This is a genomic window from Synechococcus sp. BA-120 BA3, from assembly GCF_034931285.1.
Taxonomy (GTDB): domain Bacteria; phylum Cyanobacteriota; class Cyanobacteriia; order PCC-6307; family Cyanobiaceae; genus Cyanobium.
In genome coordinates this window covers 1-25834 of sequence record NZ_JAYGHZ010000002.1, presented here as the reverse complement: position 1 = coordinate 25834, position 25834 = coordinate 1, and the positions used below count along the sequence as shown (strand labels likewise).

The 25834-nt window shown below is 70.1% G+C and carries 30 protein-coding genes and 1 other RNA gene; 16 read left to right on the top strand and 15 right to left on the bottom strand.

The genetic code is table 11. The features are described from left to right. A partial coding sequence (locus VB737_RS00270) for a polysaccharide pyruvyl transferase family protein (protein WP_500310155.1) occupies positions 1-437 on the bottom strand: 437 nt, incomplete at its 3' end. A 55-nt stretch (positions 438-492) separates the two neighbouring features. Here VB737_RS00270 and VB737_RS00265 point away from each other — a divergent pair. Genes VB737_RS00265 through psaK form a run of 3 tightly spaced genes read left to right on the top strand, consistent with a single transcriptional unit; the run spans position 493 to position 1479 of the window. Next, the gene (locus tag VB737_RS00265; RefSeq protein ID WP_500310153.1) at positions 493-810 is read left to right on the top strand and encodes a DUF2499 domain-containing protein; all 318 of its coding nucleotides are present in this window, start codon (positions 493-495) and stop codon (positions 808-810) included. 8 nt (positions 811-818) lie between these two features. Then, on the top strand, positions 819-1166 hold the full coding sequence (locus tag VB737_RS00260; protein WP_323243050.1) for a DUF3593 domain-containing protein: 348 nt from the start codon (positions 819-821) through the stop codon (positions 1164-1166). Positions 1167-1221: 55 nt separating this feature from the next. Continuing rightward, the gene (gene psaK / locus VB737_RS00255) at positions 1222-1479 is read left to right on the top strand and encodes a photosystem I reaction center subunit PsaK (RefSeq protein ID WP_323243051.1); all 258 of its coding nucleotides are present in this window, start codon (positions 1222-1224) and stop codon (positions 1477-1479) included. A 4-nt stretch (positions 1480-1483) separates the two neighbouring features. On the opposite strand, the gene VB737_RS00250 is transcribed toward psaK, so the two are convergent. After that, positions 1484-2725: an NAD(P)/FAD-dependent oxidoreductase gene (locus VB737_RS00250; RefSeq protein ID WP_500310150.1), complete on the bottom strand. Its 1242-nt coding sequence runs from the start codon at positions 2723-2725 to the stop codon at positions 1484-1486. After that, positions 2715-4634, bottom strand: a complete 1920-nt coding sequence (dxs, locus tag VB737_RS00245) for a 1-deoxy-D-xylulose-5-phosphate synthase (protein ID WP_500310148.1) — start codon at positions 4632-4634, stop codon at positions 2715-2717. The genes VB737_RS00250 and dxs overlap by 11 nt, the downstream gene beginning before the upstream one ends. 96 nt (positions 4635-4730) lie before the next feature. Between dxs and ilvA the strand changes: the two genes are divergently transcribed. Genes ilvA through VB737_RS00230 form a run of 3 tightly spaced genes read left to right on the top strand, consistent with a single transcriptional unit; the run spans position 4731 to position 7337 of the window. Next, entirely contained in the window at positions 4731-6341 is a 1611-nt protein-coding gene (gene ilvA / locus VB737_RS00240; RefSeq protein ID WP_500310146.1) for a threonine ammonia-lyase, biosynthetic, read from the top strand. A 41-nt stretch (positions 6342-6382) separates the two neighbouring features. Beyond that, positions 6383-6997: an SMC-Scp complex subunit ScpB gene (gene scpB / locus VB737_RS00235; protein WP_500310144.1), complete on the top strand. Its 615-nt coding sequence runs from the start codon at positions 6383-6385 to the stop codon at positions 6995-6997. Between the two features lie 52 nt (positions 6998-7049). After that, a complete protein-coding gene (locus VB737_RS00230; RefSeq protein WP_323243055.1) occupies positions 7050-7337 on the top strand; it encodes a YggT family protein in 288 nt (95 codons plus the stop codon). On the opposite strand, the gene VB737_RS00225 is transcribed toward VB737_RS00230, so the two are convergent. Both VB737_RS00225 and VB737_RS00220 read right to left on the bottom strand, forming a co-directional pair. Next, positions 7331-7831 carry a hypothetical protein gene (locus tag VB737_RS00225; RefSeq protein ID WP_323243063.1) on the bottom strand — a complete coding sequence of 167 codons (501 nt, stop codon included), beginning with the start codon at positions 7829-7831 and terminating at the stop codon, positions 7331-7333. The two genes, VB737_RS00230 and VB737_RS00225, sit on opposite strands and share 7 nt — an antisense overlap. 71 nt (positions 7832-7902) lie before the next feature. Next, a complete protein-coding gene (locus VB737_RS00220; protein WP_500310143.1) occupies positions 7903-8232 on the bottom strand; it encodes a nucleoside triphosphate pyrophosphohydrolase family protein in 330 nt (109 codons plus the stop codon). 59 nt (positions 8233-8291) lie between these two features. Here VB737_RS00220 and pyk point away from each other — a divergent pair, with 59 nt between their 5' ends. The 4 genes from pyk to ftsH all read left to right on the top strand — a co-directional run bounded on the left by pyk (position 8292) and on the right by ftsH (position 13837). After that, the gene (gene pyk / locus VB737_RS00215) at positions 8292-10076 is read left to right on the top strand and encodes a pyruvate kinase (protein WP_500310142.1); all 1785 of its coding nucleotides are present in this window, start codon (positions 8292-8294) and stop codon (positions 10074-10076) included. A gap of 27 nt (positions 10077-10103) precedes the next feature. Further along, positions 10104-11333 carry an ABC transporter permease gene (locus VB737_RS00210; RefSeq protein ID WP_500310141.1) on the top strand — a complete coding sequence of 410 codons (1230 nt, stop codon included), beginning with the start codon at positions 10104-10106 and terminating at the stop codon, positions 11331-11333. 140 nt (positions 11334-11473) lie between these two features. Next, the gene (locus VB737_RS00205; RefSeq protein ID WP_323243059.1) at positions 11474-11782 is read left to right on the top strand and encodes a DUF1830 domain-containing protein; all 309 of its coding nucleotides are present in this window, start codon (positions 11474-11476) and stop codon (positions 11780-11782) included. 75 nt (positions 11783-11857) lie between these two features. Next, on the top strand, positions 11858-13837 hold the full coding sequence (gene ftsH, locus VB737_RS00200; protein ID WP_323243064.1) for an ATP-dependent zinc metalloprotease FtsH: 1980 nt from the start codon (positions 11858-11860) through the stop codon (positions 13835-13837). An 86-nt stretch (positions 13838-13923) separates the two neighbouring features. Here ftsH and clpP read toward each other — a convergent pair whose 3' ends face one another. Beyond that, entirely contained in the window at positions 13924-14514 is a 591-nt protein-coding gene (clpP, locus tag VB737_RS00195; protein ID WP_015108279.1) for an ATP-dependent Clp endopeptidase proteolytic subunit ClpP, read from the bottom strand. Positions 14515-14609: 95 nt separating this feature from the next. On the opposite strand from clpP, the gene psb29 reads away from it, so the two are divergent. Then, on the top strand, positions 14610-15305 hold the full coding sequence (gene psb29 / locus VB737_RS00190) for a photosystem II biogenesis protein Psp29 (RefSeq protein WP_323243060.1): 696 nt from the start codon (positions 14610-14612) through the stop codon (positions 15303-15305). Here the strand turns inward: psb29 and VB737_RS00185 are convergent. Genes VB737_RS00185 through petN form a run of 3 tightly spaced genes read right to left on the bottom strand, consistent with a single transcriptional unit; the run spans position 15268 to position 16890 of the window. Next, positions 15268-16647: a hypothetical protein gene (locus tag VB737_RS00185; protein ID WP_500310138.1), complete on the bottom strand. Its 1380-nt coding sequence runs from the start codon at positions 16645-16647 to the stop codon at positions 15268-15270. The two genes, psb29 and VB737_RS00185, sit on opposite strands and share 38 nt — an antisense overlap. Further along, the gene (locus VB737_RS00180) at positions 16647-16811 is read right to left on the bottom strand and encodes a hypothetical protein (RefSeq protein WP_500310137.1); all 165 of its coding nucleotides are present in this window, start codon (positions 16809-16811) and stop codon (positions 16647-16649) included. Before VB737_RS00180 ends, VB737_RS00185 begins: the two co-directional genes overlap by 1 nt. Continuing rightward, complete coding sequence (petN, locus tag VB737_RS00175; protein ID WP_015108283.1) at positions 16789-16890, bottom strand: cytochrome b6-f complex subunit PetN; 102 nt, start codon at positions 16888-16890, stop codon at positions 16789-16791. The genes VB737_RS00180 and petN overlap by 23 nt, the downstream gene beginning before the upstream one ends. 63 nt (positions 16891-16953) lie before the next feature. Between petN and clpS the strand changes: the two genes are divergently transcribed. Continuing rightward, positions 16954-17247, top strand: coding sequence for an ATP-dependent Clp protease adapter ClpS (gene clpS / locus VB737_RS00170; RefSeq protein ID WP_500310135.1), 294 nt, complete (start codon positions 16954-16956; stop codon positions 17245-17247). Between the two features lie 9 nt (positions 17248-17256). Then, complete coding sequence (locus VB737_RS00165; protein ID WP_500310133.1) at positions 17257-17532, top strand: DUF2103 domain-containing protein; 276 nt, start codon at positions 17257-17259, stop codon at positions 17530-17532. Here VB737_RS00165 and VB737_RS00160 read toward each other — a convergent pair. The 4 genes from VB737_RS00160 to VB737_RS00145 form a co-directional block, all read right to left on the bottom strand. After that, positions 17477-17926, bottom strand: a complete 450-nt coding sequence (locus VB737_RS00160; RefSeq protein WP_500310132.1) for a hypothetical protein — start codon at positions 17924-17926, stop codon at positions 17477-17479. The genes VB737_RS00165 and VB737_RS00160 overlap by 56 nt on opposite strands. A 59-nt stretch (positions 17927-17985) precedes the next feature. Further along, a non-coding RNA gene (gene ssrS, locus VB737_RS00155) (6S RNA) lies at positions 17986-18168 on the bottom strand. Positions 18169-18174: 6 nt separating this feature from the next. Further along, positions 18175-19485 carry a 5-(carboxyamino)imidazole ribonucleotide synthase gene (locus tag VB737_RS00150; RefSeq protein ID WP_500310130.1) on the bottom strand — a complete coding sequence of 437 codons (1311 nt, stop codon included), beginning with the start codon at positions 19483-19485 and terminating at the stop codon, positions 18175-18177. 19 nt (positions 19486-19504) lie between these two features. Further along, complete coding sequence (locus VB737_RS00145; protein ID WP_500310128.1) at positions 19505-20401, bottom strand: carbohydrate ABC transporter permease; 897 nt, start codon at positions 20399-20401, stop codon at positions 19505-19507. Between the two features lie 82 nt (positions 20402-20483). On the opposite strand from VB737_RS00145, the gene recQ reads away from it, so the two are divergent. From recQ to VB737_RS00130, 3 genes are all read left to right on the top strand, one after another. Next, positions 20484-22319, top strand: coding sequence for a DNA helicase RecQ (gene recQ / locus VB737_RS00140; protein WP_500310126.1), 1836 nt, complete (start codon positions 20484-20486; stop codon positions 22317-22319). Positions 22320-22346: 27 nt separating this feature from the next. Beyond that, complete coding sequence (gene aroB, locus VB737_RS00135) at positions 22347-23486, top strand: 3-dehydroquinate synthase (protein WP_500310125.1); 1140 nt, start codon at positions 22347-22349, stop codon at positions 23484-23486. Positions 23487-23654: 168 nt separating this feature from the next. Continuing rightward, positions 23655-24719, top strand: coding sequence for a DUF4912 domain-containing protein (locus tag VB737_RS00130; RefSeq protein WP_500310123.1), 1065 nt, complete (start codon positions 23655-23657; stop codon positions 24717-24719). Positions 24720-24725: 6 nt separating this feature from the next. On the opposite strand, the gene VB737_RS00125 is transcribed toward VB737_RS00130, so the two are convergent. After that, positions 24726-24911: a DUF8642 family protein gene (locus tag VB737_RS00125; protein WP_500310121.1), complete on the bottom strand. Its 186-nt coding sequence runs from the start codon at positions 24909-24911 to the stop codon at positions 24726-24728. Between the two features lie 165 nt (positions 24912-25076). Continuing rightward, a partial coding sequence (locus VB737_RS00120) for an SAM-dependent methyltransferase (RefSeq protein ID WP_500310119.1) occupies positions 25077-25834 on the bottom strand: 758 nt, incomplete at its 5' end.

Below are 25834 nucleotides of genomic sequence, written 5' to 3'. Positions count from 1 at the left end.
GCCCTCGCCTGCGCTGCGGAGGCCGGATCCCGCCAGCTGATCGCCGTGGCCAGGGGCAGCAGCCCCCGCACCAGCAGGCGGCTGCGGCGGCGGCGCAGGGGCCCCAGGCCCTGACCCCAGAGGAGGACGGCCTTGCCGCGGGTACGGGCCGCCAGCATCAGGGCGCCGTAGTAGAGGAGGCTGCGAAAGCTGGTGGCGTCCTGGAGCAGGCTGCCGCCACCGAGCACCAGGGCCTCGCAGCGGCCCAGCGCCGCCAGCACGTCCTTCAGGCGGCGGCGGTCGGTGGTCTCCACCCCGAAACGCTCCCGCACCAGCGCCTGGTCATGGGCCGTGACCAGGGGCCGGCAACCGGGCGGCAACTGGTCCAGCAGCACCTCCAGCAGGGCATCGTCGCCGAGGTTGTGCTCGCCGTAATACCCGCAGATCAGAGCACGCATCCGACGCAGCGGTGGTTCCGGCTCCGTACATTACGGATCGCACCAGGCCCCGCCCATGCACGCGCTGTCGCTGCCCACCTGGTGGATCCACATCACCTCGGTGCTGGAGTGGATGCTGGCGATCCTGGCCGTGCAGGCCTTCGGCAGCCGGCGGCAGGAAGGGGGCTGGCGCTGGCTGGCCCTGGCGATGGTGCCGGCGCTGGTGAGCGCCATGGCCGCCTGCACCTGGCATCTGTTCGACAACAGCGAGGCCCTCAAGGGCCTGGTGGTGCTGCAGGCCGGCCTCACCGCCATCGGCAACGGGGCGATGGCCCTGGCCGCCTGGAACCTGCTGCGCCAGCAGCGGCTCTCTGCGCAGGACGACCTCTCGTGAGCCTGCCCATGGCCACCTGGTTCCAGGGCCTCGGCGCCATCGATCCGGCCCCGTTCTTCGTGCTCTCCCTGCTCCCGTACCTGGCCTTCCTGTGGTGGGCCCGCCAGGTGCGGGCCTTTCCCCGGCTGGCGCTGCGGGGATTCCAGCTGACGCTCCTGTTCGTGGCGGTCACGATCGTCGCCGCGGTTGTGGCCCAGCAGGTTTACGGCCGGCAGCTGGCCGACGTGGATCCCCTGCACGGCGGCGCCGAAGCCTTCCTGACCCTCAGCAACCTGGTGGTGCTGCTCGGGTTCCGGCTGTTGCCGTCGGAGCCCCCGGCGGCGGGTTCAGCCGATACCCAGGTGAACAAGTCTTAAGGGGGCGGGGCACAGCTCGCGCTGACCCGGAAGATGGGGCGTCGGCAAGTGCATCATGATCGCTCCTCTCCTGGCCATGGCTCCCGCTTCGATCAGCTGGTCCCCGAAGGTGGCCCTGGTCATGATCGTCTGCAACGTCATCGCCATCGCCATCGGCAAGGCCACCATCCAGCAGCAGAAGGTGGGCCTCAAGCTGCCCAGCGACAACTTCTTCGGCGGCTTCAGCCACGGCGCCATGCTCGGCACCACCAGCCTGGGCCACATCCTCGGCATGGGCGCGATCCTGGGCCTGGCCTCCCGCGGCGTCCTCTGAGGGCTCAGCGCCAGCCGAGCAGGTACGGCATCGCCCGCAGGCCGTAACGCTCGAACCGATAACCGAACAGCAGGGCCGAGAGATCCTCCGCCCTGCTGCTTTCCAGCCCCCGCAGCACCTGGTCAAGCCGGCCATCGGCCCCGGCCCCGTGCAGGCCCAGCCAGGTGCGCCGAGCCAGACGGCCGCTGAGCGACCAGCGCCAGCCCAGGGCACGGCGCAGTTGGGGCGCGTAGTCCCGCAGGGCCCGCTGCGCCTGCTGACCTGAGGAGGAATGGCCCTGGGCGCTGAGGGCCACCTGCAGCAGGGGAGCGAGCACGGCGCTGCTGGTGAGGGCGTGGCGGATCCCTTCGCCGCCCAGCAGGTTGGCGGTGCTGACCGCATCCCCAAGTCCCACCAGCCGGCCCCGCTGGTGGGGTTCCCGGCGCCGGATCGTGCTGCGCACCAGGCCTCCGTGGCGGTCGAGCACCTCGAAGGGCTCGCCCTCCGCCAGCAGCCGTCGGCCCAGCTCGCCGATCAACCCCCCCAGGGGCGGCTGGCGCCGCTGGCCATCCACCAGCCGGCAGACACCGAGCTTCAGCACCCCGGGCTGCATCGGAAAGATCCAGCCGTAGCCCTGGGGCACCCAGTCGCTGCCCAGGCAGAAGCTGAGCCGGTCGGCCCAGCGCTCCCAGCAAGCGGGGGACACCCGCAGCAGCCATTCCAGGCCGGCGGCCCGCACCAGCCCATCCCGGCGCTGGCCGGTCACCGGCGGATCCCCCAGCAGGGCCCGCTCGTGGCCGCTGGCATCCACGGTCCAATCGCTGCGGACCTCAAGCGTGCTGCCATCCGAGCGGCGCAGCAGCGTCACCATCTGCTCGCCTTCCTGGCGGCTGGAGCAGGCGTGCACGCCCAGCTGCACCCGAGCGCCCCAGCGCTGGCACTGCTCGGCCTGCCAGCGGCGCAGGGCACCGAAATCCAGCACCACCCCGAGGGGGTGGGGCGAGGCCCAGCGCCGGGTGGCGGCCCCGGGCCCGATCAGCTGCCATTCCCGCCAGCGGCTGCCCACCACCTCCGCCGGCAGGCCCAGGCTGGTCATGGTCGCGATCGGCAGGGCGGCGCTGCTGAAGGCGGAGCGGCTCAGGTCGTCGAGCCGGTCGACCAGAACCACATCCACCCCTTGGAGGGCGAGACGCCGGGCCAGGTCGCCGCCGGCCGGTCCGGCCCCCACCACCAGCACCTGGCAGCGGAGGGACGACTCAGACGGCAAGGGCGGTGGGAACGGTGGCCCGGAAGACAGGCCCGAAGCGCTCAAGGATGCGATCGGCCATCTGGGAGGGGGTCAGTCCCAGCTTCTCCTTGCTCTGGTCGGGACTGGCGTGGTCCACCAGGACGTCGGGAATGCCGATGCGCAGCACCGGCACGGGCAGATCGTGGTCGTTGAAGGATTCCACCACCGCGGCACCGAAGCCTCCGGGCAGGGCCCCCTCCTCCATCGTCACGACCCGGCCGATGCGGCGGGCCAGGGGCAGCAGCAGCGCCTCATCGAGGGGGCGCAGGAAGCGGGCATTGACCACGGCCGCCCGAAGACCCTTCTCCTGCAGCAGACCGGCGGTGGCCATCGCCGGCGCCACCATGGCGCCGTAGGCCACGATCAGCACGTCGTCCCCATCGGTGAGCAGTTCACCGCGGCCGATCTCCAGCGGCTGCCAGCCCTCATCCATCAGCGGCACGCCTTCCCCTTCGCCCCGGGGGATGCGGATGGCGCAGGGGCCATCGTGGGCAATGGAGGTGACGAGCATGCGCTGCAGTTCGGCCTCATCCTTCGGAGCCATCACCGTGAAATTGGGCACGGCCCGCAGGTAGCTGATGTCGTACTGACCCTGGTGGGTGGGGCCATCGGCGCCGACGATGCCGGCCCGGTCAAGCACGAAGGTGACCGGCAGCTTCTGGATGCCCACGTCGTGGATGAGCTGGTCGTAAGCCCGCTGCAGGAAGGTGCTGTAGATCGCCACCACCGGCCGCAGGCCCTCGCAGGCCATCCCTGCCGCCATCGTCACGGCGTGCTGCTCGGCGATGCCGACATCGAAGTACTGCTGGGGCAGGGCCTTTTCCAGCAGGTCAAGGCCCGTGCCGGTGGCCATGGCGGCGGTGATGCCCACCACCCGGGAATCCTGCTCACAGATCTTGACCAGGGTCTGGCCGAACACCTTGCTCCAGCTGGGGGGCTTGGGCTTGCTGGAGGGGTAGGCCTTGCCGGTGGCCAGGTCGAAGGCCGACTGGGCGTGATAGCCGACCTGGTCGGCCTCCGCGTAGGGGTAGCCCTTGCCCTTGGTGGTGGCCACGTGCACCAGCACCGGCCCCTCGCAGCGATGGGCCGCCTGGAAGGTGCGCACCATCTCGGGAATATCGTGGCCGTCGATCGGGCCCACGTAGGTGAAGCCCAGCTCCTCGAACACGGCCCCCACCTTGGGCACTGCCAGCCGCTTCATGCTCTCCTTGAGGGTCTTGAGCTCGGTGGGAAGCTCGCCGTGCAGGAAGGGCAGGTGCTTCACCGCCTCCTCGGCGCTGCCGGAGAGGAACTGGACCGGCTTGCTCAGACGCATCCGATTCAGGTGGGTGGAAAGGGCCCCCACCGGCGGTGAGATCGACATGTCGTTGTCGTTCAGCACCACCAGCAACTTGGTGCGCGGCAGGTGGCCCGCATGGTTGATCGCCTCCAGGGCCATGCCGCCGGTGAGGGCGCCGTCGCCGATGACGGCGACGCACTTGAAATCCTCGCCGCGGCGGTCGCGGGCCAGGGCCATGCCGAGGGCGGCCGAGATGCTCGTGGAGGCGTGGCCGGCTCCGAAGTGGTCGAAGCGGCTCTCGCTGCGCTTGAGGTACCCAGCCACGCCGCCCTGCTGGCGCAAGGTGTGGAAATCCTTGTAGCGGCCCGTGACCAGCTTGTGGGGGTAGGCCTGGTGTCCCACGTCCCACACCACCCGGTCGTGGTCCAGGTCGAGGGTCTGGTAGAGGGCGAGGGTCAGTTCGACGACCCCCAGGCCCGGACCCAGGTGCCCGCCGCTGGTGGCCACCACCTCCAGATGCTTCTCGCGGATCTGGCGAGCCATGGCCTCGAGTTCAGCGGTGCTCAGGCCGTGCAGCTGATTCGGATGGCTCAGCTCGCTCAGATGCATGCCCTTCCTTGCTTCCAGGTGGCCAATCTACGGGGTTCCCCCGGGGGCACGGCGGCGGATGCCACCGTTCCGAGGGCGGGTTGCGACACTGGAGCGATGACCACGGCCGCCGACGACCACGCCTTTCCCGAAGCGACCGCCTACCTGCAGCGGATCCTGCGGGCCCGGGTGTACGACGTGGCGATCGAGTCCCCCCTCGATCCCGCCCCCAACCTCTCCCGCCGCCTCCACAACCAGGTGCTGCTCAAACGGGAGGATCTCCAGCCCGTGTTCAGCTTCAAGCTGCGCGGGGCCTACAACAAGATGGTCGGCCTGGAGCGCTCGGAGCTAGACCGGGGGGTGATTGCCGCCAGCGCCGGCAACCACGCCCAGGGGGTGGCGCTGGCGGCCCAGCAGCTGGCCTGCACCGCCGTGATCGTGATGCCGGTGACGACGCCGGAGATGAAGGTGCGCTCCGTGGCGGCCCGGGGGGCCGAGGTGGTGCTCCACGGCGACACCTACGACGAAGCCTGTGAAGAAGCCCACCGCCTGCAGCGCCAGCGGGGCCTCACCTTCATCCATCCCTTCGACGATCCGGACGTGATCGCCGGCCAGGGCACGATCGCCCTGGAGATCCTGCGCCAGTGCTCCGATCCCCCCGATGCCATCTATGTGGCGGTGGGCGGCGGCGGCCTGATCGCGGGGATCGGCGCCTACGTCAAGAGTCTCTGGCCGCGGGTGGAGGTGATCGGGGTGGAGCCGAGCGATGCCGACGCCATGACCCGCTCGCTGGCGGCCGGGGAGCGGGTGCGGCTGGACCAGGTGGGCCTGTTCGCCGACGGGGTGGCCGTGCGCCAGGTGGGCGAGCACACCTTCGCCCTGGCCCAGCGCTGCGTCGACCGCATGGTCACCGTGGACACCGACGAGATCTGCGCCGCCATCAAGGATGTCTTTGAGGACACCCGCTCGATCCTGGAACCGGCCGGCGCCCTCTCGGTGGCCGGCATGAAGAAGGACGTGGCTCAGCGGCAGCTACGGGACCGCACGCTGGTAGCGGTGGCCTGCGGCGCCAACATGAACTTCGACCGGCTGGCCTTCGTGGCCGAGCGGGCCGAGCTGGGCGAGGAGCGCGAAGCCCTGCTGGCGGTGGAGATTCCGGAGCAGCCCGGCAGCCTGGCCCGCTTCTGCGCCGTCCTCGGCCAGCGCAGCCTCACCGAGTTCAGCTACCGCCTCGCCGACCCCCAGCTGGCCCACATCTTCGTGGGGGTGCAGATCAGCGGCCACCAGGACACCCGCCAGCTGATGGACGCCCTGGAGTCCCAGGGGTTTCCCTGCCTCGATCTGAGCGGCGACGAGCTGGCCAAGCTCCACCTCTGCCACATGGTGGGCGGCCGGCTGCCGGCCAGCGCGGGAGCGGCCCTGAACCAGGGGGAGGAGCGGCTGTATCGCTTCGTGTTCCCGGAGCGGCCCGGTGCCCTGATGGCGTTCGTGAACGCCCTGCATCCCAACTGGAACATCAGCATCTTCCACTACCGCAACCACGGCGCCGACGTGGGCCGCATCGTGGTCGGGGTGCAGGTGCCCCCGGGGGAGCTGCTGGCCTGGCAGGCCTTCCTCGCCGATCTCCCCTACCAGCACTGGGAGGAGACCGGCAATCCGGCCTACCGGCTGTTCCTGGGCGAGGTGGGACGGACCCTGCCCAGTCCGGGCGGGCTGGTGGGGGTCTGAGGCCTGCGATACGTTGCCGCCACGCCGTGCCGGACGTCCCCATGGCCGAAGCCGACCCCCTGCCCCCCGAGGATGAGCCCCCCGAGGGCCAGCCCTCCGCAGCGGCCACCCCGGGGCTGTCCCTGCCGGCCCGGCTCGAGGCGATTCTCTACCTGAAGGGCCGGCCCCTGGAGCTGGGAGAGCTGGCCGCCATCGCCGGCATCGACCGCGACGAGACCGAGCTGGCCCTGATCACCCTGATGGCCGACTACGCCCACCGGGACACCGCCCTGGAGATCCACCAGGAGGGGCAGCACTACGCCCTGCAGCTGCGCGCCGGCCTGGGGGATCTGGTCCAGAACCTGCTGCCGGTGGACCTCTCGGTCGCCGCCCTGCGCACCCTGGCCACCCTTGCCCTCAAAAAGCGCCTGCTGCAGTCGGAGCTGGTGGAGCTGCGCGGCTCGGGGGCCTACGACCACATCAGGGAGCTCCTGGCCCAGGACTTCATCGAACGCCGCCGCCAGAGCGACGGCCGCTCCTACTGGCTGAGCCTGAGTGAGAAGTTCCACCGCACCTTCTCCCTGAAGGCCGATGATCTGGCCGCCCTGGGCTCACGCCTGGCGGCCGCCGAGACGGCCGGAACCCCGCCGCCGCCCGACGAGGAAGCGGATCCATAGAGTTGGCCCAAGCCTCGGCGCAAGCCTGCAGCCCCATTCCCTGCCCCCTTCCATGAGCATCTTCGTCTTCCTGCTCCAGGTGCTGGCCCAGACCCTGAGCATCTACCTGCTGGTGCTGCTGGTCCGGGTGCTGCTCAGCTGGTTCCCCAACCTCGACTGGAGCAACCCGGTGCTCTCCAGCGTCAGCGCCATCACCGACCCCTACCTCAACGCCTTCCGCGGCCTGATTCCGCCCCTCGGCGGCCTTGACCTCTCGGCCCTGGTGGCCTTCATCGCCCTGCAGCTGGCCCAGAGCCTGCTGGGGGCCTCCATCGCCAGCCTCTCCGGCGGCCTCTACTGAGGTTCGGCGGCCGGCGACGCCGCCAGGGCCTCCTCCAGGGGCAGCAGCTCGTCGTCGACGCCGGCACGGGTACGCACCGGGGCGCTGAAGCCCCGGGCCTTGACGCTGCGGGTACCCAGGGGGCCGGGGGTGCCCGCCGGCACCGCCAGCCGCAGGGCGAAGCTGGAGCGGCCGGGGGGCACGTCGCCGATCGATCCCACCCGGGTGCGGTTGGGCAGCACCGGTTCACCACTGGCATCGAGAATCAGGCCGAAGACATCGGTGTCGACCACCGGCTTCGATCCCGGGTTGACCACCACGCCGCGCAGGGCCCAGCAGGTGGCGCCGCTGGGGCGGGCCAGGGTCGGCTGGGTGCCCAGGTCATCGGCGGGGCAGGGCTCCAGCACCACCTCCGACACCGTCAGGTCGGTGGCGCCCGCCAGGGCGGGGGCGCCGAACAGCACCAGCAGGACCAGGGACAGCCGCAGCAGCAGCCGGGCTCCCGCCACGGCCAGGCTGGCGGGCCCGATCCTGCCCGAGGTTCTGGACGAGAGTCCTGGCCCTGCAACGACGGTCCTTCGCTGAGTCACCGCCGGTCGCCGCTGCCTGAGATCACGTTACGGTCCGCCCGGTCGGCCAGCTTGGCCAGGTTGGCGCCGGCCACATCCTCAAGGTCAAGCCCCAGCTCCGTGGCCAGCTGGGCCACGTACCAGAGCACATCGCCCAGCTCCAGCCGCAGGTCGTCGCGGACCTCGGGGCCGAACACCCCGCCCCGGTCCCGCAGCACCTTCTTCACCTTGTCAGCCACCTCGCCGGCCTCGCCGCAGAGCCCCAGGGTCGGGTAGAGGATGTTGGCGCCCGCGTCCGGGTAGCGCGCCGTCTCACGGGAGCGTTGCTGGTAGTCGTGAAAGTCCATTTCAAGCGCGCTCCTGGCAAGGCCGGATGGTAGTTTCCGCCCTTGTACAAGGTCGTCCAATGGCCCCTCACGATCTCATGCGTCGCACAAAGATCGTGGCCACGATCGGGCCCGCCACCGAGTCACCCGAGGTGCTGCGGCAGCTGATCGCCGCCGGCGCCACCACCTTCCGTCTCAACTTTTCCCACGGCGATCACAGCGATCACGCTGATCGGATCGCCACCATCCGTCAGGTGGCCCACGAACTGGGCGTCCACATCGGCATCCTGCAGGACCTGCAGGGTCCCAAGATTCGCCTGGGCCGCTTCCAGGCCGGTCCGATCACCCTGGCCAAGGGCGATCCCTTCTCGCTCACCTCGCGGGCCGTCAACTGCGACCACACCATCGCCACCGTCACCTACGACCGGCTGGCGGATGAGGTGACCAACGGCAGCCGCATCCTGTTGGACGACGGCCGCGTCGAGATGGTGGTGGTGGAGGTCGATGCCCCCGGCCAGACCCTGAAATGCCGGGTGACGGTGGGCGGGGTCCTCTCCAACAACAAGGGGGTCAACTTCCCCGACGTCCAGCTCTCGATCCGCGCCCTGACCCCCAAGGACCGCCGCGACCTGGCCTTCGGCCTGCAGCAGGGTGTCGACTGGGTGGCCCTGAGCTTCGTGCGCAACCCCTCCGACATGCTGGAGATCCGGGAGCTGATCCGCAGCCATGGCCACGACACGCCGGTGGTGGCCAAGATCGAGAAGTTCGAGGCCATCGATGCCATCGACGCGATCCTGCCCCTCTGCGACGGGGTGATGGTGGCCCGCGGCGATCTCGGGGTGGAGATGCCCGCCGAGGAGGTGCCGCTGCTGCAGAAGGAGCTGATCCGCAAGGCGAACAGCCTCGGCATCCCGATCATCACGGCCACCCAGATGCTGGATTCGATGGCCTCCTGCCCCCGGCCCACCCGGGCCGAGGTGAGCGATGTGGCCAACGCCATCCTCGACGGCACCGACGCGGTGATGCTCTCCAACGAGACGGCGGTGGGCGATTACCCCGTGGAAGCGGTGGCCACGATGGACCAGATCGCCCGCCGCATCGAGCGTGACTATCCCCAGCGGGTGCTGGACAGCCACATGGCCACCACCATCCCCAACGCCATCTGCCAGGCGGTGAGCAGCATCGCCCGCCAGCTCAACGCCGCGGCGATCCTGCCCCTCACCAAGACCGGCTCCACGGCCCGCAACGTCAGCAAGTTCCGCCCCAGCACCCCGATCCTGGCGATCACCTCCGATGTGACGGTGGCCCGCCAGCTGCAGCTGGTCTGGGGGGTCAATCCGCTGCTGATCCAGGACGAATCCAGCAGCAGCCGCACCTTCAGCGTCGCCATGGCCACGGCCCAGCAGCTGGGCCTGCTGGGCGCCGGTGACCTCGTGGTCCAGACCGCCGGCACCCTGGAGGGGGTGAGTGGTTCCACCGACCTGGTCAAGGTGGGCATCGTCTCCGCCGTCATGGGTCGTGGCGTCGGCATCGGCAGCGGCACCGTCAGCGGCAAGGTGCGGCTGGCCAGCTCACCCGAGGACGCGGCCCGTCTGGAGGCCGGCGAGATCCTGGTGGTGCGCGAGACCAGCGCCGCCTACCTGGAGGCGATCCGCAAGGCCCGCGGGGTGATCGCCGAGGAGGAGGGACGCCAGAGCCACGCCGCCGTGATCGCCGAGCGCCTGGGTGTTCCCGTGATCGTCGGTGTGGCCAACGCCACCCTCGAACTGCGCATGGGCGAGGTGGTCACCCTCGAGATCCAGGAGGGGGTGGTGCACCGGGGTCCCCGCAGTTCCCACCCTTCGGCGGTGCCCTCGTTCCTCTAGAACCGAAGCCCCTCCGGCTGCGCCGCCATGGCCTCCAAGCTGCCCCTGAGCGAAACGGTGTCCATGGCGCTGCTGACGCTGCGCTCCAACCGTCTACGCAGCCTGCTCACCATGCTCGGCATCGTGATCGGCAACGCCTCGGTCATCACCCTGGTGGGGGTCGGCCGCGGGGCCCAGAACCTGGCCGAGAGCCAGCTCAGCACCCTGGGCGCCAACGTGCTGTTCGTGGTACCCGGCAACAACGACACCCGGCGCCAGGGGATCGAGACCCCCCGCACCCTTGTGCTGGAGGACGCCAAGGCGATCGCCGAGCAGGTGCCGAGCGTGAGCCGCGTCGCGCCGCAGATCACCCTGAATGAAGTGGCCCAGGCCGGGGGGTTCAGCTCCACGATCTCGGTCTCGGGGGTGACGCCCGAATTCCTGCCGGTCCGCAGTTTCGAGGTGGCCCGCGGCCGCTTCATCGACCAACGCGATGTGCAGGGCGCCCGCAACGTGGTGGTGATCGGGCCCGACCTGCAGGAGAAGCTGATGCCCGCCGGGGAGGCCCTGGGCCGCCAGCTGCGCATCCGTGACAAGTCCTTCGAGGTGATCGGCATCCTGGAGCCAAAGGGGGCGGTGTTCGGCTCCAACCAGGACGAAAACGCCTACATCCCCCTCACCACGATGGTGAGTCAGCTGAGCGGCAGGGATCCCACCTTCGGCATCAGCCTCACCTTCATCAGCGTGGAGGCGAAGGATGAAGCCAGCACCGGGGCGGCCGCCTTCCAGATCACCAACCTGCTGCGTCAGCGGCACCGCATCCTGCGGGAGGACGACTTCGCCGTGCGCTCCCAGAAGGATGCCCTCACGATCGTCGGCACGATCACGGGCGGTCTCACCCTGATGCTCGGCGCCATCGGCGCCGTGTCCCTGCTGGTGGGCGGGATCGGCATCATGAACATCATGCTGGTCTCGGTGAGTGAGCGCACCGAGGAGATCGGCCTGCGCAAGGCCCTTGGTGCCCGCAGCAGCGACGTGCTGCTCCAGTTCCTGGTGGAATCCCTGGTGCTGGCCAGCCTCGGCGGGGTGATCGGCAGCGCCATGGGCCTGGGCACCGTGGCCCTGGTGGCGGCGTTCACCCCCCTGCCGGCGACGATCGAGGCCGGCACGGTGCTGCTGACGGTGGGGCTGTCCGGTTCGATCGGCCTGTTCTTCGGGGTCGTGCCGGCGCGACGGGCCGCCCGGCTGGATCCGATCGCGGCCCTCAGGAGTCTCTGAAGGCTCTGGGGGCCGACGGGGCCGGCCGTAGCCCCGCCGTCCCCAGGAGAGAACAGAAGAAAAGATTAAGACTGGCAATCCGTCGCCTTCGTCACCGAATCCCCACAGCCGCAATGGCTTGATGGTAGGGACGTCGCCACATGAAGGTGTTGGATCAACTGGCCAGGACGGAACAGGTGGATTGCGGCTACCGGAACGGCTCCGACCGCATGGTCATCCTGCGCTGCATCGGGCCGGAGCAGTTCTTCCTCGAACGGGTCGTCTTTCCTTTCGAACTCCTGACCTTTCAGTGTCCGGACCGGAGCGAGGTGGAGATCTGGACGCATGGCCTGGGTGGTCCGGAGCTGCTCGAATCGATCGAGGCCCGCGAACTGATCATGGAATCGGCCCCAGTGCCGGAGGCCGCCGCCGGCGGCATCGAGCTCAACCCCTGGCTCCAAGCCAGCTGAGCCATCCGCTCTCAGGGTGTCAGGCTCCCGAAGCAGGGCCCCGCGCTCTTAAGGTTGTTCGAAAGCTTCACAACCATGAATCAGCGCTGGCGTGTCCTTGCCCTCTGGCTGTTGCCGGTCGCTGTGGCCCTGTTCCTGGGTTGGCAGCTGCTGAGTTCCGGCGGGCGTCTGGCCCCCGCCGGTGGAGGCGGCGACACCACGGCGCCCCGCAATGCGGCGGTGGCCCGGATGAGCTACGGCCGATTCCTCGATTACGTGGAAGCCGGACGCGTGACCGCGGTCGACATCTTTGACGGGGGCCGCACCGCCGTCATCGAGGCGGTGGATCCCGACCTCGATAACCGCGTCCAGCGTCTGCGGGTCGATCTGCCTGGCGTGGCGCCGGAGCTGATCAACAAGCTCAAGGATCAGGGCATCAGCTTCGATGTCCATCCGCCCAAGTCGACCCCTCCGGCCCTCGGCCTGCTGGGCAACCTGCTCTTCCCGCTGCTGCTGATCGGTTCGCTGATCTTCCTGGCCCGGCGCTCCTCCGGCATGCCAGGCGGCCCCGGTCAGGCGATGCAGTTCGGCAAGTCGAAGGCCCGCTTCGCCATGGAGGCCGAAACCGGCGTCAAGTTCGATGACGTGGCCGGGGTGGAGGAGGCCAAGCAGGATCTGCAGGAGGTGGTGACCTTCCTCAAGACCCCCGAACGCTTCACCTCGGTGGGGGCCAAGATTCCCCGCGGCGTGCTGCTGGTGGGCCCCCCAGGCACCGGCAAGACCCTCCTGGCCAAGGCCATCGCCGGTGAGGCCGGTGTGCCCTTCTTCTCCCTCTCCGGTTCGGAGTTCGTGGAGATGTTCGTGGGGGTCGGAGCCAGCCGCGTGCGCGACCTGTTCAAGCGGGCCAAGGAGAACAGCCCCTGCCTCATCTTCATCGACGAGATCGACGCCGTCGGCCGCCAGCGCGGCGCCGGCATCGGCGGGGGCAACGACGAGCGGGAGCAGACCCTCAACCAGCTGCTCACCGAGATGGACGGCTTCGAGGGCAACAGCGGCATCATCATCATCGCCGCCACCAACCGCCCCGACGTGCTGGACTCGGCCCTGATGCGGCCAGGCCGTTTCGATCGCCAGGTGCAGGTGGACGCCCCCGACATCAAGGGACGGCTCTCGATCCTCAAGGTGCACAGCCGCAACAAGAAGCTGGCCGACGACGTCTCCCTCGAGATGATCGCCCGTCGCACCCCCGGCTTCACCGGTGCCGACCTCGCCAACCTGCTCAACGAGGCGGCGATCCTCACGGCCCGCCGGCGCAAGGAGGCCACCGGCCTGGCCGAGATCGACGACGCCGTCGACCGGATCATCGCCGGCATGGAGGGCAAGCCCCTCACCGATGGCCGCAGCAAGCGCCTGATCGCCTACCACGAAGTGGGCCACGCCCTAGTCGGCACCCTGGTGAAGCAGCACGATCCGGTGCAGAAGGTCACCCTGATCCCCCGGGGTCAGGCCCAGGGCCTCACCTGGTTCGCCCCCGACGAGGAACAGATGCTCGTCAGCCGTGCCCAGCTGCGGGCTCGGATCATGGGCGCCCTCGGCGGGCGGGCCGCCGAGGATGTGGTCTTCGGCCACGCCGAGGTGACCACCGGTGCCGGCGGCGACATCCAGCAGGTGGCCTCGATGGCCCGCCAGATGGTGACGCGCTTCGGCATGAGCGACCTGGGTCCGATGTCGCTGGAAGCCGGCAATCAGGAGGTGTTCCTGGGCCGCGACCTGATGACCCGCAGCGATGTCTCCGATGCCATCGCCCACAAGATTGATGAGGCCGTCCGGCAGATCGTCCAGAGCTGCTACGCCGACACCGTCAAGCTGGTGGCCGACCACCGCGCCTGCATGGACCGGCTGGTGGAACTGCTGATCGAGAAGGAAAGCCTCGATGGCGATGAGTTCAGGCTGATCGTCTCCGAGTTCGCCTCGATTCCCGACAAGGATCGCTTTTCCCCCCTGCTCACGGCCGCCGACCTTGCCGTCAGCCCCCATCAGGGTGGCGCGGTGGCCGAGGCCAGCGAGGCAACCTGAGGCTTCGGCTCCTCCCCATGAAAAAAGGCCTGCTTCGGCAGGCCCTTTTTTTGTGCCTGTCTGGGACGTTCCGTCTCTCGGGCGGCTCAGACGGGGCGAACGGGCCGCTTCTCGATCACCTTGTCGATCAGGCCATAGGCCATCGCTTCGGCCGGGGACATGAAGAAATCCCGGTCGGTGTCGATCTGGATCCGCTCGAGATCCTGACCGGTGCGGCTGGCCAGTTCGCGGTTGAGCTTGTCCTTGAGATAAAGGATCTCATCCGCCTGGATGCGGATGTCGCTGGCCTGACCCCGGGCCCCGCCGAGGGGCTGGTGGATCATGATCCGGGAGTGGCTGAGGCTGCTGCGTTTGCCCTTGGCACCGGCGCAGAGCAGAAAGGCGCCCATGCTGGCCGCCAGACCGACGCAGACCGTCTGCACGTCGGGTTTGATGTGCTGCATCGTGTCAAAGATGCCGAGGCCGTCATAAACGGAACCCCCCGGGGAATTGACATAGAGGAAGATATCCTTCTCAGGATCTTCGGCCTCCAGAAACAGCAACTGGGCCACCACGCGGTTGGCGGACTCTGCCGTCACCGGTTCGCCGAGGAAGATGATCCTCTCGCGCAGCAGGCGGGAATAGATGTCGAAGGCTCTTTCACCGCGACCCGACTCCTCGATGACGATCGGGATCATGGGCTCCAGACAGGCGATTGAAACGATCCTACCCAGCCGCCGATCGGGTCGAGTGCCTGCAGCGCTAAGGTCGCAGCAACGAAGAATCCAACCGCGTGAGCGCTGCTCTCACCGTCGCCGACAGCAAGCGTGCCTTCCATGGCGCCTTCCCCCATGTCATCGGTCCCCTCTACCGGCGCATGGTCGACGAATTGCTGGTGGAGCTCCACCTGCTGAGCCGTCAGAAGGGTTTCCAGAGTGATCCCCTGTTCGCCGTGGGACTCGTCCAGGTCTTCGACGGCTTTGCTCGCGGCTACCGTCCGGAGGCCCAGAAAGGCCCCCTGTTCGAGGCCCTGTGCGCCTCCTCCGGCTTCGACGGCCCCGAGCTGCGCCGCCAGAGCAACGATGCCCTGGCCGCCATGGGGCGCCACAGCCAGGCCGAGGTGCGCCAGTGGATTGAACGCCAGGGGGAGGGGGCGCCGCCGCCGGTGGCCACCGCCCTCGCCGGTATCCGCCGGCCGGACTTCCACTACTCACGCCTGATGGCCGTCGGCCTGCTGGCCCTGCTGGAGCAAGCCCTCGCCGACGACGCCATGGAGCCCCAGGCCCTGCGGCAGCTGGCCCACGAGATCGGCGCCTCCATGGGCCTGCTGCGGGACCGGCTCGACAAGGACCTCGCTCTCTACGCCAGCAATCTGGAGAAGATGTCCATGGCTGTCGAGCTGATGGAGGAGACCGTGGCCGCCGAGCGGCGGCGGCGCGAGCGTCAGGCCGTCAGCGGCTCACCTGAAGGCGTCCCTTCAGCCAGCTGAGGCCGGCGCCGCCGCTGGCCGATTCACCGGGAACGGACTCCATCCACAGCTGGTCGGCACGGCGCACCAGCTCCGGCAGCGGTTCCGGCAGCAGGCCCAGCTGGTCGAGTCCCCGGGGGCGGACCCGCAGCCAGAGCTCGCCGCTGGCCGGGGCACTCGCTCCTGCGGTGGCCATGGGCTGCCAGCGGCCGGGCACCGGACCCAGGAACAGCAGCAACTGGGGCGAGGGCCCGCTCTCGCCGATCCAGCGCCAGCCCCCCAGCACCACGCCGTCCTGCCGGCTCCAGGTGGCGGTCAGCGCCTTGGAGGTCGTCGAGGAGCCCGGGCCATCCTCCAGCCCCTGGGCCTGCAGGGCCTTGGCCAGGCCCTCCAGCAGCTGCCGCCAGCCCTGCCGGTCGGGCCCCACCGCCACCTGCAGCTCGAGCGAGGCCTGGAAGGGACCGGTGGCCTGGGGCTGGAGCCTCAGGCGGAACGGGGAACGGCGCAGCAGGGCGAGCCCCTTGGTGTCAATGCCGTAGCGGGCCGCCAGGGGATCGCGGATCAGCTGGCGGGCCAGGAGCCCGCGGAACAGCTGCTCAAGGGAGGAGCCCTGGAGTTCCAGCAGCAGGTCGCCGGGCAGGGGCGGCCTTGAAGAGGGCGGCAGGTCCGGGGTTCTCTGACTGCCCGCCGGGCCGGTGGCGGCGGGACGGTCGGAGGCTTCGCCGCGCCAGCGAACCGCAGAGGCCTCCAGCGACAGGGACAGGCAGCCCTCCTGATAGGCCTCCAGCAGGGGGGCCAGGGGTCCCACCAGCGCCCCGAGCCCAGAGGCGTTCCAGAACACCCCCTGGCCGGTCTCCAGGCGGGGCAGGCAGGCGCTGAACAGCCCGCGGCCGGCCCGCTGGTCCGGCCGCAGCTGGTCCTGCAACAGGCGCCGGGAGAGGGGATCGGGGGCCACCACCAGCAGATTGCCCACCCGCAGGCCATCGGACGGCAGGGGCCTCTGGGCTCCGGCAGCGGCGTTCTCCTGCACCACCAGATAGGCGCCGCCATCGGTGTGGGGTCCCCAGAACTGCCACCAGGTGCGGCGCTGTTCGCGCCACAGGCGGGCGGCCTGGGCCTCGCCGAGGCGTTCGCGCCAGAGGGCCGGGACCGGCCGCTCCGGGCTGGCGGGGAAGCTCTGCAGCAGGCTGCTCACCGCCATCAGCTGCTCCAGCCCCTGGGCCCGGGGCCGGGGCCAGCGCCACAGGGTCAGGCTCGGCAGCAGCAACAGCAGCAGCAGCGTGACCGTGGTGAGCGGCAGGGGCGGCAGCGGCAGCCGGCGGGGCAGCCGCGGCAGGGCCAGAGACGCCGTGGGTGGCCCCATCAGCGGTTGCGGCCCTCGCTGGAGCGGCGACGACGACGGTCCCGCCATTCCACGGTGGAGAGATAGATCACGCCCACGCTCACGAAGAGCAGCAGGGCGGAGGCGAGGCCCGCCAGCAGGGTGGTGGTGGGGAAGGCCAGATCAGAAACCGATGCTGTTGTCACCGTTGCGGCCCCAGACCACCATGGCGATCGAGAAGGTGAAGATGGCCGCCAGGGCGGACCAACCAAGGGTGATCAACATCGGGCCCGGTTCAAGACTCCGCGCATGTTACCTACGCTGGTGTCCGGCAGCCGCTGCAGGCCCATGGTCGTTGCTCCCTCGAGAAGTCCCGCACCGATCGCCCAGCGCCGGTCCGAGCACTACCCCAGCGTCAACGTGATCGTGCTTGACGACGACGTCAACACCTTCCAGCACGTGGTGGAGGTGCTCGTGCGCCATCTGCCCGGCATGCAGCCCGACCGGGCCTGGGAGCTGGCCCACCGGATCGATGGCGAGGGTTCGGCGGTGGTCTGGAGCGGACCGCTCGAGCAGGGGGAGCTGTACCACCAGCTGCTCTCCGCCGAAGGGCTGACGATGGCACCCCTGGGCCACGGCTGAGCAGCACCCATGGCCCGGCTGGTGATCACCCACAGCACCTACGTGGAGGGCCTGATCCCGTTGCTGCGGCGGCTGGCGACGCTGCCGGAGATCGACACCATCACACCGGCGGTGATCACCCGGGTCAGGGGCCGCAGCGCCGGCCTGCGGCTGCGGGTGTCGAGCCCGATCACCGGGGGCCACAAGCTGCTGGCCCGCCGGGGCAGCACGGCCCAGGAGGTGTTCGTGGTCACCCGGCTGAGCCGGGACCAGCTGCAGGAGGAGCTGGATCGCCTGACGAGCTGAGCAGGCTGGTGGGGGCCACCCGTTCGTAGACGGCCGGGGTGCCGAAGCGGCCGTAGGCGCCGCTGTCGCGGAACCAGCTCGCCCCTTCCACCACCTGGAGGTCGTTGGGGTGCAGTCCCCAGCGGCGCTCCAGGTAGGCCGATGCAGCGGTCGCATCGAAGCGGGGCTGACCCCAGGCCACGATCGCCAGGGCCAGGGCGCGGATCCGCAGGGCGCCGGCGGGACTCTCCTGAATCTCCTCCTCCAGCAGGAAGGTGCGGAACGCGCCTTCGCTCTCCCCTTCCAGAGGGTATTTCTGCAGGTACAGCGCCCGGGCCCGGGGGAACACCGGACCCGGGGCGCGGGCGAGCAGGCGCTCGAAGGCCTGCTGGAAGCTCGAAGGCTCGCTGGTCACGGCGGCGGGGGAACGGATCCCCAGCATGCCGGCTCGAGGCGATCGGGCTGGGAGAAAGAGGGTGGACCGCCGTGCCGTCTTGCCCCAGTGTTCGACCTGGATGAACCAGAAGGGGAGTCAGGGGCGGGGCTTCGTTTCCGGCAATGAAGCCGGTTTACGTTGCCGTCGCTGAAGACTCCCCATGTCGAAAGGGAGTCAGATCAGAAAACTGTGAAAGGCAGTCACCAACACAGCAGTCCGGTCCCAGCTTAGGCGGGTTGGTGGGGGAGCGGCCAGATGGCCCGCACCTCGGCCAGCAGGCGCTGCCGCTGCAGCTCCCGCTCCTCCGCCGTGCTGCCATCCAGAAGCAGGGTGAGATGGCCCAGCTTGCGGCCCACCCCACCACCACGCTTGCCGTACCAGTGCAGATGGGCCCCCGGAAGCGCCTCCAGCGCCCGGCGGCGCGCCAGCTGCTCGTCATCGCCCGCCTCCGGCGCCAGCAGATTCACCATGAGCGCCCCGGGCACCGCCGCTTCGGTGGAACCCATCGGCAGGCCGGCGACGATCCGCACCTGCTGGGCGAACTGGCTGGTGCCGCAGGCCTCGATCGTCAGATGGCCGGAGTTGTGGGTGCGGGGGGCCAGCTCGTTCACCTGCAGCCCCGAGGGCCCGTAGAAGAACTCGATCGAGAGCACCCCCACGTAGTCGAGGGCCGTGAGCAGGGAGGCCGCGACGTTGCGGGCGAACACCTCGACCCGGTGGTCCACCGGGGCGGGGAAGAGCACCCAGTCGCAGACGCGCCGGTGCTGGTGGGTCTGCACCAGGGGGTAGCAGGCCACCTGGCCGTGCCGGTCGCGGCAGGCCACCAGCGCCAGCTCCTGCTCGAAGCCCACCAGTTCCTCGAGGATCCAGTCGTCCGGCTCGACGCGATCGAGCAGCTCCTCCAGCGCCCGCAGGTCGGCCACCGGCACCGTGCCCCGGCCGTCGTAGCCGCCACGGCTGGCCTTGGCCATCAGGGGAAAGGCGAAGCCGTCGGGCAGGCGTGGCAGCTCCGGCGGCTGCAGGGGACGCGCGGGACCCGCCGGCGGCAGCCCGTCCGTGTCGCTGGCCAGGGGAAGGGGAGGCTCCGGCTGGAGCACATCGGCCAGGGGGCACCAGCGGGGGGCGGGCAGATGCAGGTCGCCGAGCAACCGCCGCTGGCCCGCCTTGCTGACCAGGGGCCGGAGGGCGTCAAGACCCGGCAGGAAGCGCAGCCCCGGCGCCTCCAGGGCCCGCAACTCCTCGAGGGGGATCCACTCGTTCTCGAAACTGATGGCGCCGCAGCGGCCGGCCAGCTCCCGGGTGGCGTTCACGTCATCGACCGGCGCCAGCACCACACTGGCGGCGGCGCGGGTGGCCGGATCCTCGGCGCCGGGGGTCTGCACGTGCACGGCGACCCCGAGATCCCGGGCGGCCTCGGCCAGCATCAGGGCCAGCTGCCCGCCGCCGACGACGCCGATGGCATCGAGCGGTGCCGGCGTGGCCTGGGAAAGGGGGTCCGCGATGGTCTGCACCCTGGGGTCGGTGGCTCGAAGCGGCATCCAGCCTGCCATCAGGCCCTCACTGGAGCGGGTTCTCGGCGGCGAAGGCGTAGCGCAGCAGGCTGAGCAGCAGCACGATCAGGAACAGCGCCAGCCCCACGGTGCAGGCGTAGCTGATCTCCAGCTCGGAAAAGGCCTGGTCATAGACGTAGTAGACGATCGTGCGGGTGCTGTCGGCCGGCCCCCCCTGGGTCATCAGGTAGACCTCCTCGAACACCTTGGTGGCCCCGATCGCCGAGATCACCGCCACCAGGGTGATGTAGGGCCTCAGCAGGGGCAGGGTGATGTCCAGATGGCGGCGCCAGCCCTCACTGCCGTCGAGGGCCGCCGCCTCGTAGAGATCGGCGGAGATCCCCTGCAGGCCGGCCACGAAGATGACCATGTAGTAGCCAAGGCCCTTCCAGAGGGTCACGAGCATCACCGAGGGCAGGGCCAGGCCGGTGGAGGTGAGGAAGCCGATCGGTGAGAAGCGGTCCCCCAGCAGGGCGCCGAGCCAGCCGTTGACCAGGCCGTTCTCGGCGTAGAGCCAGCGGAAGGCGATCGCCGCCACCACCAGCGACACCAGCACCGGGGTGTAGAAGGCGCCCCGGAACCAGTGGATGCCTGGCAGCTGGCGGTTGACCAGCACCGCCAGGGCCAGGGATCCGAGCACGATCGGCGGCACCACCCCCACCAGATAGAGGAAGGTGGTGCCCGTGACCTTCAGCAGCATCGGGTCGGCCAGCAGGCGGCGGAAGTTGGCCAGGCCCACAAAGGTGAGCGGCTCGCCCACATCCAGCCCGGTGCGGGTGAAGCTGATCACCAGGGCCATCGCCGCCGGGATCAGCACCGACACGGCGAGCAGCACCAGGGCAGGGGTCAGGAACGCCCAGGCGGAGCGGGTGGCTGCCGGTGCGGCGGGGGTGGATGGGGCCATGGGGGCATCCTGCCGGAGCCGGGGCGATGCACAATCGGAACCGAGGCAGGAGCCCCCTTGGTGCCGCCCCACCCCTTTCCCCATGACCCCAACGCCGACGCCGAAGCAGGTGCTGCGGGAGGTCTTCGGCTACGACGCCTTCCGCGGTCCCCAGGCCGCCATCGTCGAGCACGTCTGCGCGGGTGGGTCGGCGCTCGTGCTGATGCCCACCGGCGGCGGCAAGTCGCTCTGCTATCAGATCCCCGCCCTCTGCCGGCCGGGCACGGCGGTGGTGGTCTCGCCCCTGATCGCCCTGATGCAGGACCAGGTGGGGGCGCTGCGGCAGGCGGGCGTGCGGGCGGCCGCCCTGCATTCCGCCGAGAGCGGTGCCTCGGCCGCCGCCACCTGGCGGGAGCTGCAGGCCGGCGGGCTGGATCTGCTCTACGTGTCGCCGGAGCGGCTGTTGAACGGCGATCTGATCGAGCGGCTCGCCGATCTGCCCCTGGCCCTGTTCGCCATCGACGAAGCCCACTGCGTCTCCCAGTGGGGCCACGATTTCCGGCCCGAATACCTGCAGCTGGTGGTGCTCGCGGAGCGCTTCGGCGCCGTCCCCCGCATCGCCCTCACCGCCACCGCCGATCCCCGCACCCGGACTGAGATCGTGGCGCGCCTGGGGCTGGAGCAGGCGGCGGTGTTCCTGGCCAGCTTCGATCGGCCCAACATCCGCTACCTGTTGCGGGACAAGATCGAGCCGAAACGGCAGCTGCTGGACTTCCTGGCCAGCCAGCGGGGCCACGCCGGCATCGTCTATGCCCGCTCCCGCAAACGGGTGGAGGAGTTCGCCGCGCTCCTGGCGGCCGAGGGCTACGACGCCCTGCCGTATCACGCCGGCCTGGCGGCGGAAACGCGCAGCGCCGCCCTGGAGCGCTTCCGCCACGGCAGCGGCGTGATCGTGGTGGCCACCATCGCCTTCGGCATGGGCATCGACAAGCCGGACGTGCGCTTCGTGGCCCATGTGGACCTGCCCAAGAGTCTGGAGGCCTATTACCAGGAAACGGGCCGGGCGGGCCGCGATGGCCTGCCCGCCATCGCCTGGATGGTGCACGGCGGAGCCGACGTGCCACCGCTGCGCCGCTTCATCGAGGAGTCCGACGCCGAGCCCGCCCAGAAGCGCATCGAGCATGGCCGGCTGGACGCCCTGATCGGCTTCGCCGAGGCCTCCGGCTGCCGCCGCCGGATCCTGCTCAGCTATCTGGGCGAAACGGGCAGCGCTGACTGCGGCAACTGCGACGTCTGCCTGGAGCCGACCCAGGGCGTGGACGTGACCGAGCCGGCCCGGAAGGCCCTTTCGGCCGTCTACCGCACCGGCGGCCGCTTCGGCGCCGCCCACCTGGTGGACGTGTTGCTGGGGGGCGATACCGCCCGGATCCGCAGCCTCGGCCATGACCAGCTGGGGGTGTACGGGATCGGCAGGGAACTGGACCGGCTGCAGTGGCGCAGCCTGTTCCGCCAGCTCACCGCCAGGGGCTACCTGGTGGCGGCCGCCGATGGCCACGGCGGCCTGCAGTTCGGCGACGATGCCCTGGTGCGGCCGCTGCTGCGGGGGGAGTCGCGCCTCGAGGTGCGGCTGCCGCCTCCGACCCGGGAACGTCGGCGGGGCCAGGCCCCCTCGGGTACCGCGACGCCAACGGCCGGCGCGGAGTCCGCCGCCGATCCGGACCTCCTGGCGGCCCTCAAGGCCTGGCGGCTGGAGCAGGCCCGGCAGCAGCGCCTGCCCCCCTATGTGGTCTTTCACGACCGCACGCTGGTGGCCATCGCCGAACGCCGTCCCACCGGCCTCGATGAGCTCGCCGGCCTCACCGGCATCGGCAACGCCAAGCTGGCCAGCTACGGCGAAGCCGTGCTGGAGGTGGTCAGGCGCCTGTCGCCCCAGGCCTAGCCTCGGACCACCCTCGCCCTTTCCTCCGTGCCGCAGGAGTACCGCACCATCACGGTGTCCCTCGCTGCCGATCCCTACCCGGTCCTGATCGGTGGGGGCCTGCTCGGGGATCTCGGGTTCTTCCTGCTGGAACGGGGGATCCCGAGCGGCACCAGGGTGCTGATGGTGACCAACCCTGACGTGGAGGGGTTCCATGGCGCCCGGGCCCTGCAGAGCCTGGAGGCCTCCGGCTTTGTGGTGCGGACGCTGGTGATCAAGGCGGGTGAGGAACAGAAGAACCCCGCCACGGTGGCGGCCATCCACGACGCCGCCTTCGCCCACCGCCTGGAGCGGAGCTCCCTGATCGTCGCCCTCGGCGGCGGCGTGGTGGGGGACATGGCCGGCTTCGCCGCCGCCACCTGGCTGCGGGGCATCGCCGTGGTGCAGGTGCCCACCACCCTGCTGGCGATGGTGGATGCGGCCATCGGCGGCAAAACCGGCGTGAACCACCCCGGCGGCAAGAACCTGATCGGCGCCTTTCACCAGCCGAAGCTGGTGCTGATCGATCCCCTGGTGCTGGCGACCCTTCCGGAACGGGAGTTCCGAGCCGGCATGGCCGAGGTGATCAAGTACGCCGTTATCGGCGACGCGATTCTCTTCCGGGATCTGGAGACAGCCGCCGACCGCGATCCCCGGGGGGGACTGGCCAGCCTTGACGCCATCGGCCCGGTGCTCCTGCAACGGCTGCTGGAGCGCTCGGCCGCCGCCAAGGCCCGGGTGGTGGCGGCCGACGAACGGGAAGGGGGACTGCGGGCGATCCTCAATTACGGACACACCCTGGGCCATGCGATCGAGAACCTCAGCGGCTACGGCACCTGGCTGCACGGCGAGGCCGTGGGTCTGGGCATGCTGGCGGCCGGCGACATCGCCGTGGCGATGGGGCTCTGGAGCCAGGCGGATCAGGACCGCCAGCGCCGTCTGATCGCCGCCGCCGCTCTGCCCATGGACTGGCCGGCCCTTGATCCGGGGGCGGTGCTGGCCTCCCTGCAGGCGGACAAGAAGGTGCGCCAGGGGAAGGTGCGTTTCGTCCTGCCCACCGGTGTGGGCTCGGTCACGATCCGCGATGACGTCGATCCCGCCACGATCAGGGCCGCCCTCACGGTCGCCACTTCGATCGGCGCCCCCTGACATGGCCGCCCGATCCGTGGGGGTCCACCGGGGATCGCCGCGCCGGAGCGGGGTTCAACCGTGGTCTTTCGCTGACAGGGAAGGCGCGATCCCCCCGGATCAGAGACCATCACCGGAAGGTTTTATTCACCACGGCCCATGAGAAGTCGTCCCAGCCGGTTCAAAAACATGCTGAGCCAGCCCCTGCGACGACTCGGCGCCCTGGCCAGAACCATCGGACTCGGGGGCCAGGGGGAGAGCGCCGAGCCCGACCCATCCGCGCCTCCGGTGGAGCCGCCCCAGGCGGCCACGGAGCCGGCGCCGGCGCTCTCCAGCCCGCCAGCCACGCCGGAGGAGAGTGGCGGCGGGTCCAGCTGGTTGGCCTTCGTACCCCGCGATCCCCAGTGGTCCCAGGTGCGCTGGTTCATCGAGCCGTCCGACCGCAGGCGGGCCCAGGCTGAAGGGGCCACCCAGCTGTGCCTGCGCGTCGCCGATGTGACCGGCCTCGATGGCGGGTCCACCCATCCCCACACCCTGCAGGAGGTGGTGGTCGACAGTCAGGCCAGCGAGTGGTACCTGCCGGTACCCCTCTCCGGCCGTGATTACCGGGTGGAGCTGGGCTTCCGCAAGGGCGGCAGCGGCGGTTGGATCTCCATGGCCTTTTCCGCCACCGCCCATGTACCGGTCCTGGATGGTCCGGCCCTGACCACCCCCGATCCCTTCGTCGCCTTCTCCATGCCTCCCGCCGCCGAGCCGGCGCCCGGGGCTGCGCCCACCCGGGAGATCGTCAACGATCTGCATGAACGGCTTTATCAGAGCGCCACCAGCCCGTGGCGCCGCCTGGGCCGCGGCTCGGAGGCCTTCCACGAAATGGATTCCGCCGCCGGCCTGCACGGGAGCGCTGAATTCTCCGCCTCCGGTGCGGGACCCTGGGCCTCCGGCCGCAGCGGATCCGGCATCGGCGGGGTGGCACCTCGCCAGCGTTCCTTCTGGCTGGTGGCCGATGCCGAACTGATCGTCTACGGCGCCACCGACCCTTCGGCACGCCTAAGCATCGGCGGTGAGGAGGTGCCCCTCTCGGCCGACGGCACGTTCCGTCTGCAGGTGCCCTTCCGTGACGGCCAGCAGCTCTACCCGATCGAGGCCCTGGCCGCCGATGGCGAACAGAAGCGCAGCATCACCATGGAGTTCCGCCGCACCACCCCGCACGCCAACGTCAATCCCCGCGAGGAAGCCCAGCCGGAGTGGTTCTGAGCGGCCTCAGTGGCTCTCCCGCAACTCCTCGGTGCAGATGGTGATGCACTCACCGTCGTCAAGGGAGCAGGTGGTAATGCAGGCGAAGTAACGCTCGACGGGGTCATCGTTCCAGGTCCGATCCCCGGTGATTCGATCGCCCGAAGAAGGCAGGGCCCGATCAGCTCCTGGATCCTGCAGAACCCTGTCCATGGCCGCTCCTCTGGATGTCTGTTCAACCTAACCTCATCGCCAGTTATCACCCGATCGATTGAGCAGGAATGCTCAATCCTTTGTGTGGGGATGTAAAGGAGGCGGCAGATGTAAAGGTGGCGGTAGATGTAACGATCCGTTGAGATGCGGCGCTGATTCCTGGGCTCATGGCATCGGAGGCTGGAGGAACAGGGGCTCCGTGGATGGGGTCGGCGGCACCCCATTGCGGCGCAGGGCGATCCAGCGGAACTCGCCGAGTCCGGCGGGATCCACCAGCCGCAGCAGGGTCTCCCTGCGCTGCAGCAGGTCCGCCAGCGGCGTGCCGCTCTCCTGCTGGAGGCCGTGCAGTCGCTGGGCCAGCCCGAGGGCCAGCAGGGCCTCCCCCTGACGGCAGATGCCCAGGGTCTGCCAGCCTCCGGCCCGCGAGGCGGCCTCCAGGCTTTCCAGGCAGAGGTGGGCGGTCAGGTCCCAGTGGCCCGGCTCCCGCAGCGGGTCGTCGCTGGCCCGCTGGCTCCGGTAGGCCATCAGGGTGCCGTTGCTGCGCTGGGGCGCGTAGTAGCGCCGGGCCTCGTGGGCATAGTCGATCACCAGCAGCCAGCCCTGGAGGAGCGCTTCCCCGCAGGAGGCCAGCCAGGGGGCCAGACCGGGATGGAGCTCGCTGCACCAGCCCTCCGGGCGCCGTTCATCGAGGGGCAGCAGGCCAAGGTCTGCCAGGGGCTCCAGCAACGCCCCGGCCAGGGGCTCGCCCGCCTCCAGGCGCAGGACATCGCCATCGAGAACGACCCGCTGGCGGCACCAGCGCCCGCCCCGGCGCTCGATCCGCTCCACGGCCAGGGCATCGAGCACCTCGTGGGCCAGCACCACGCCGCGCAGCGGTGCGCCCGCCAGAGGCAGGCCATCAGCCCAGCGCACGGGCAGGGGGC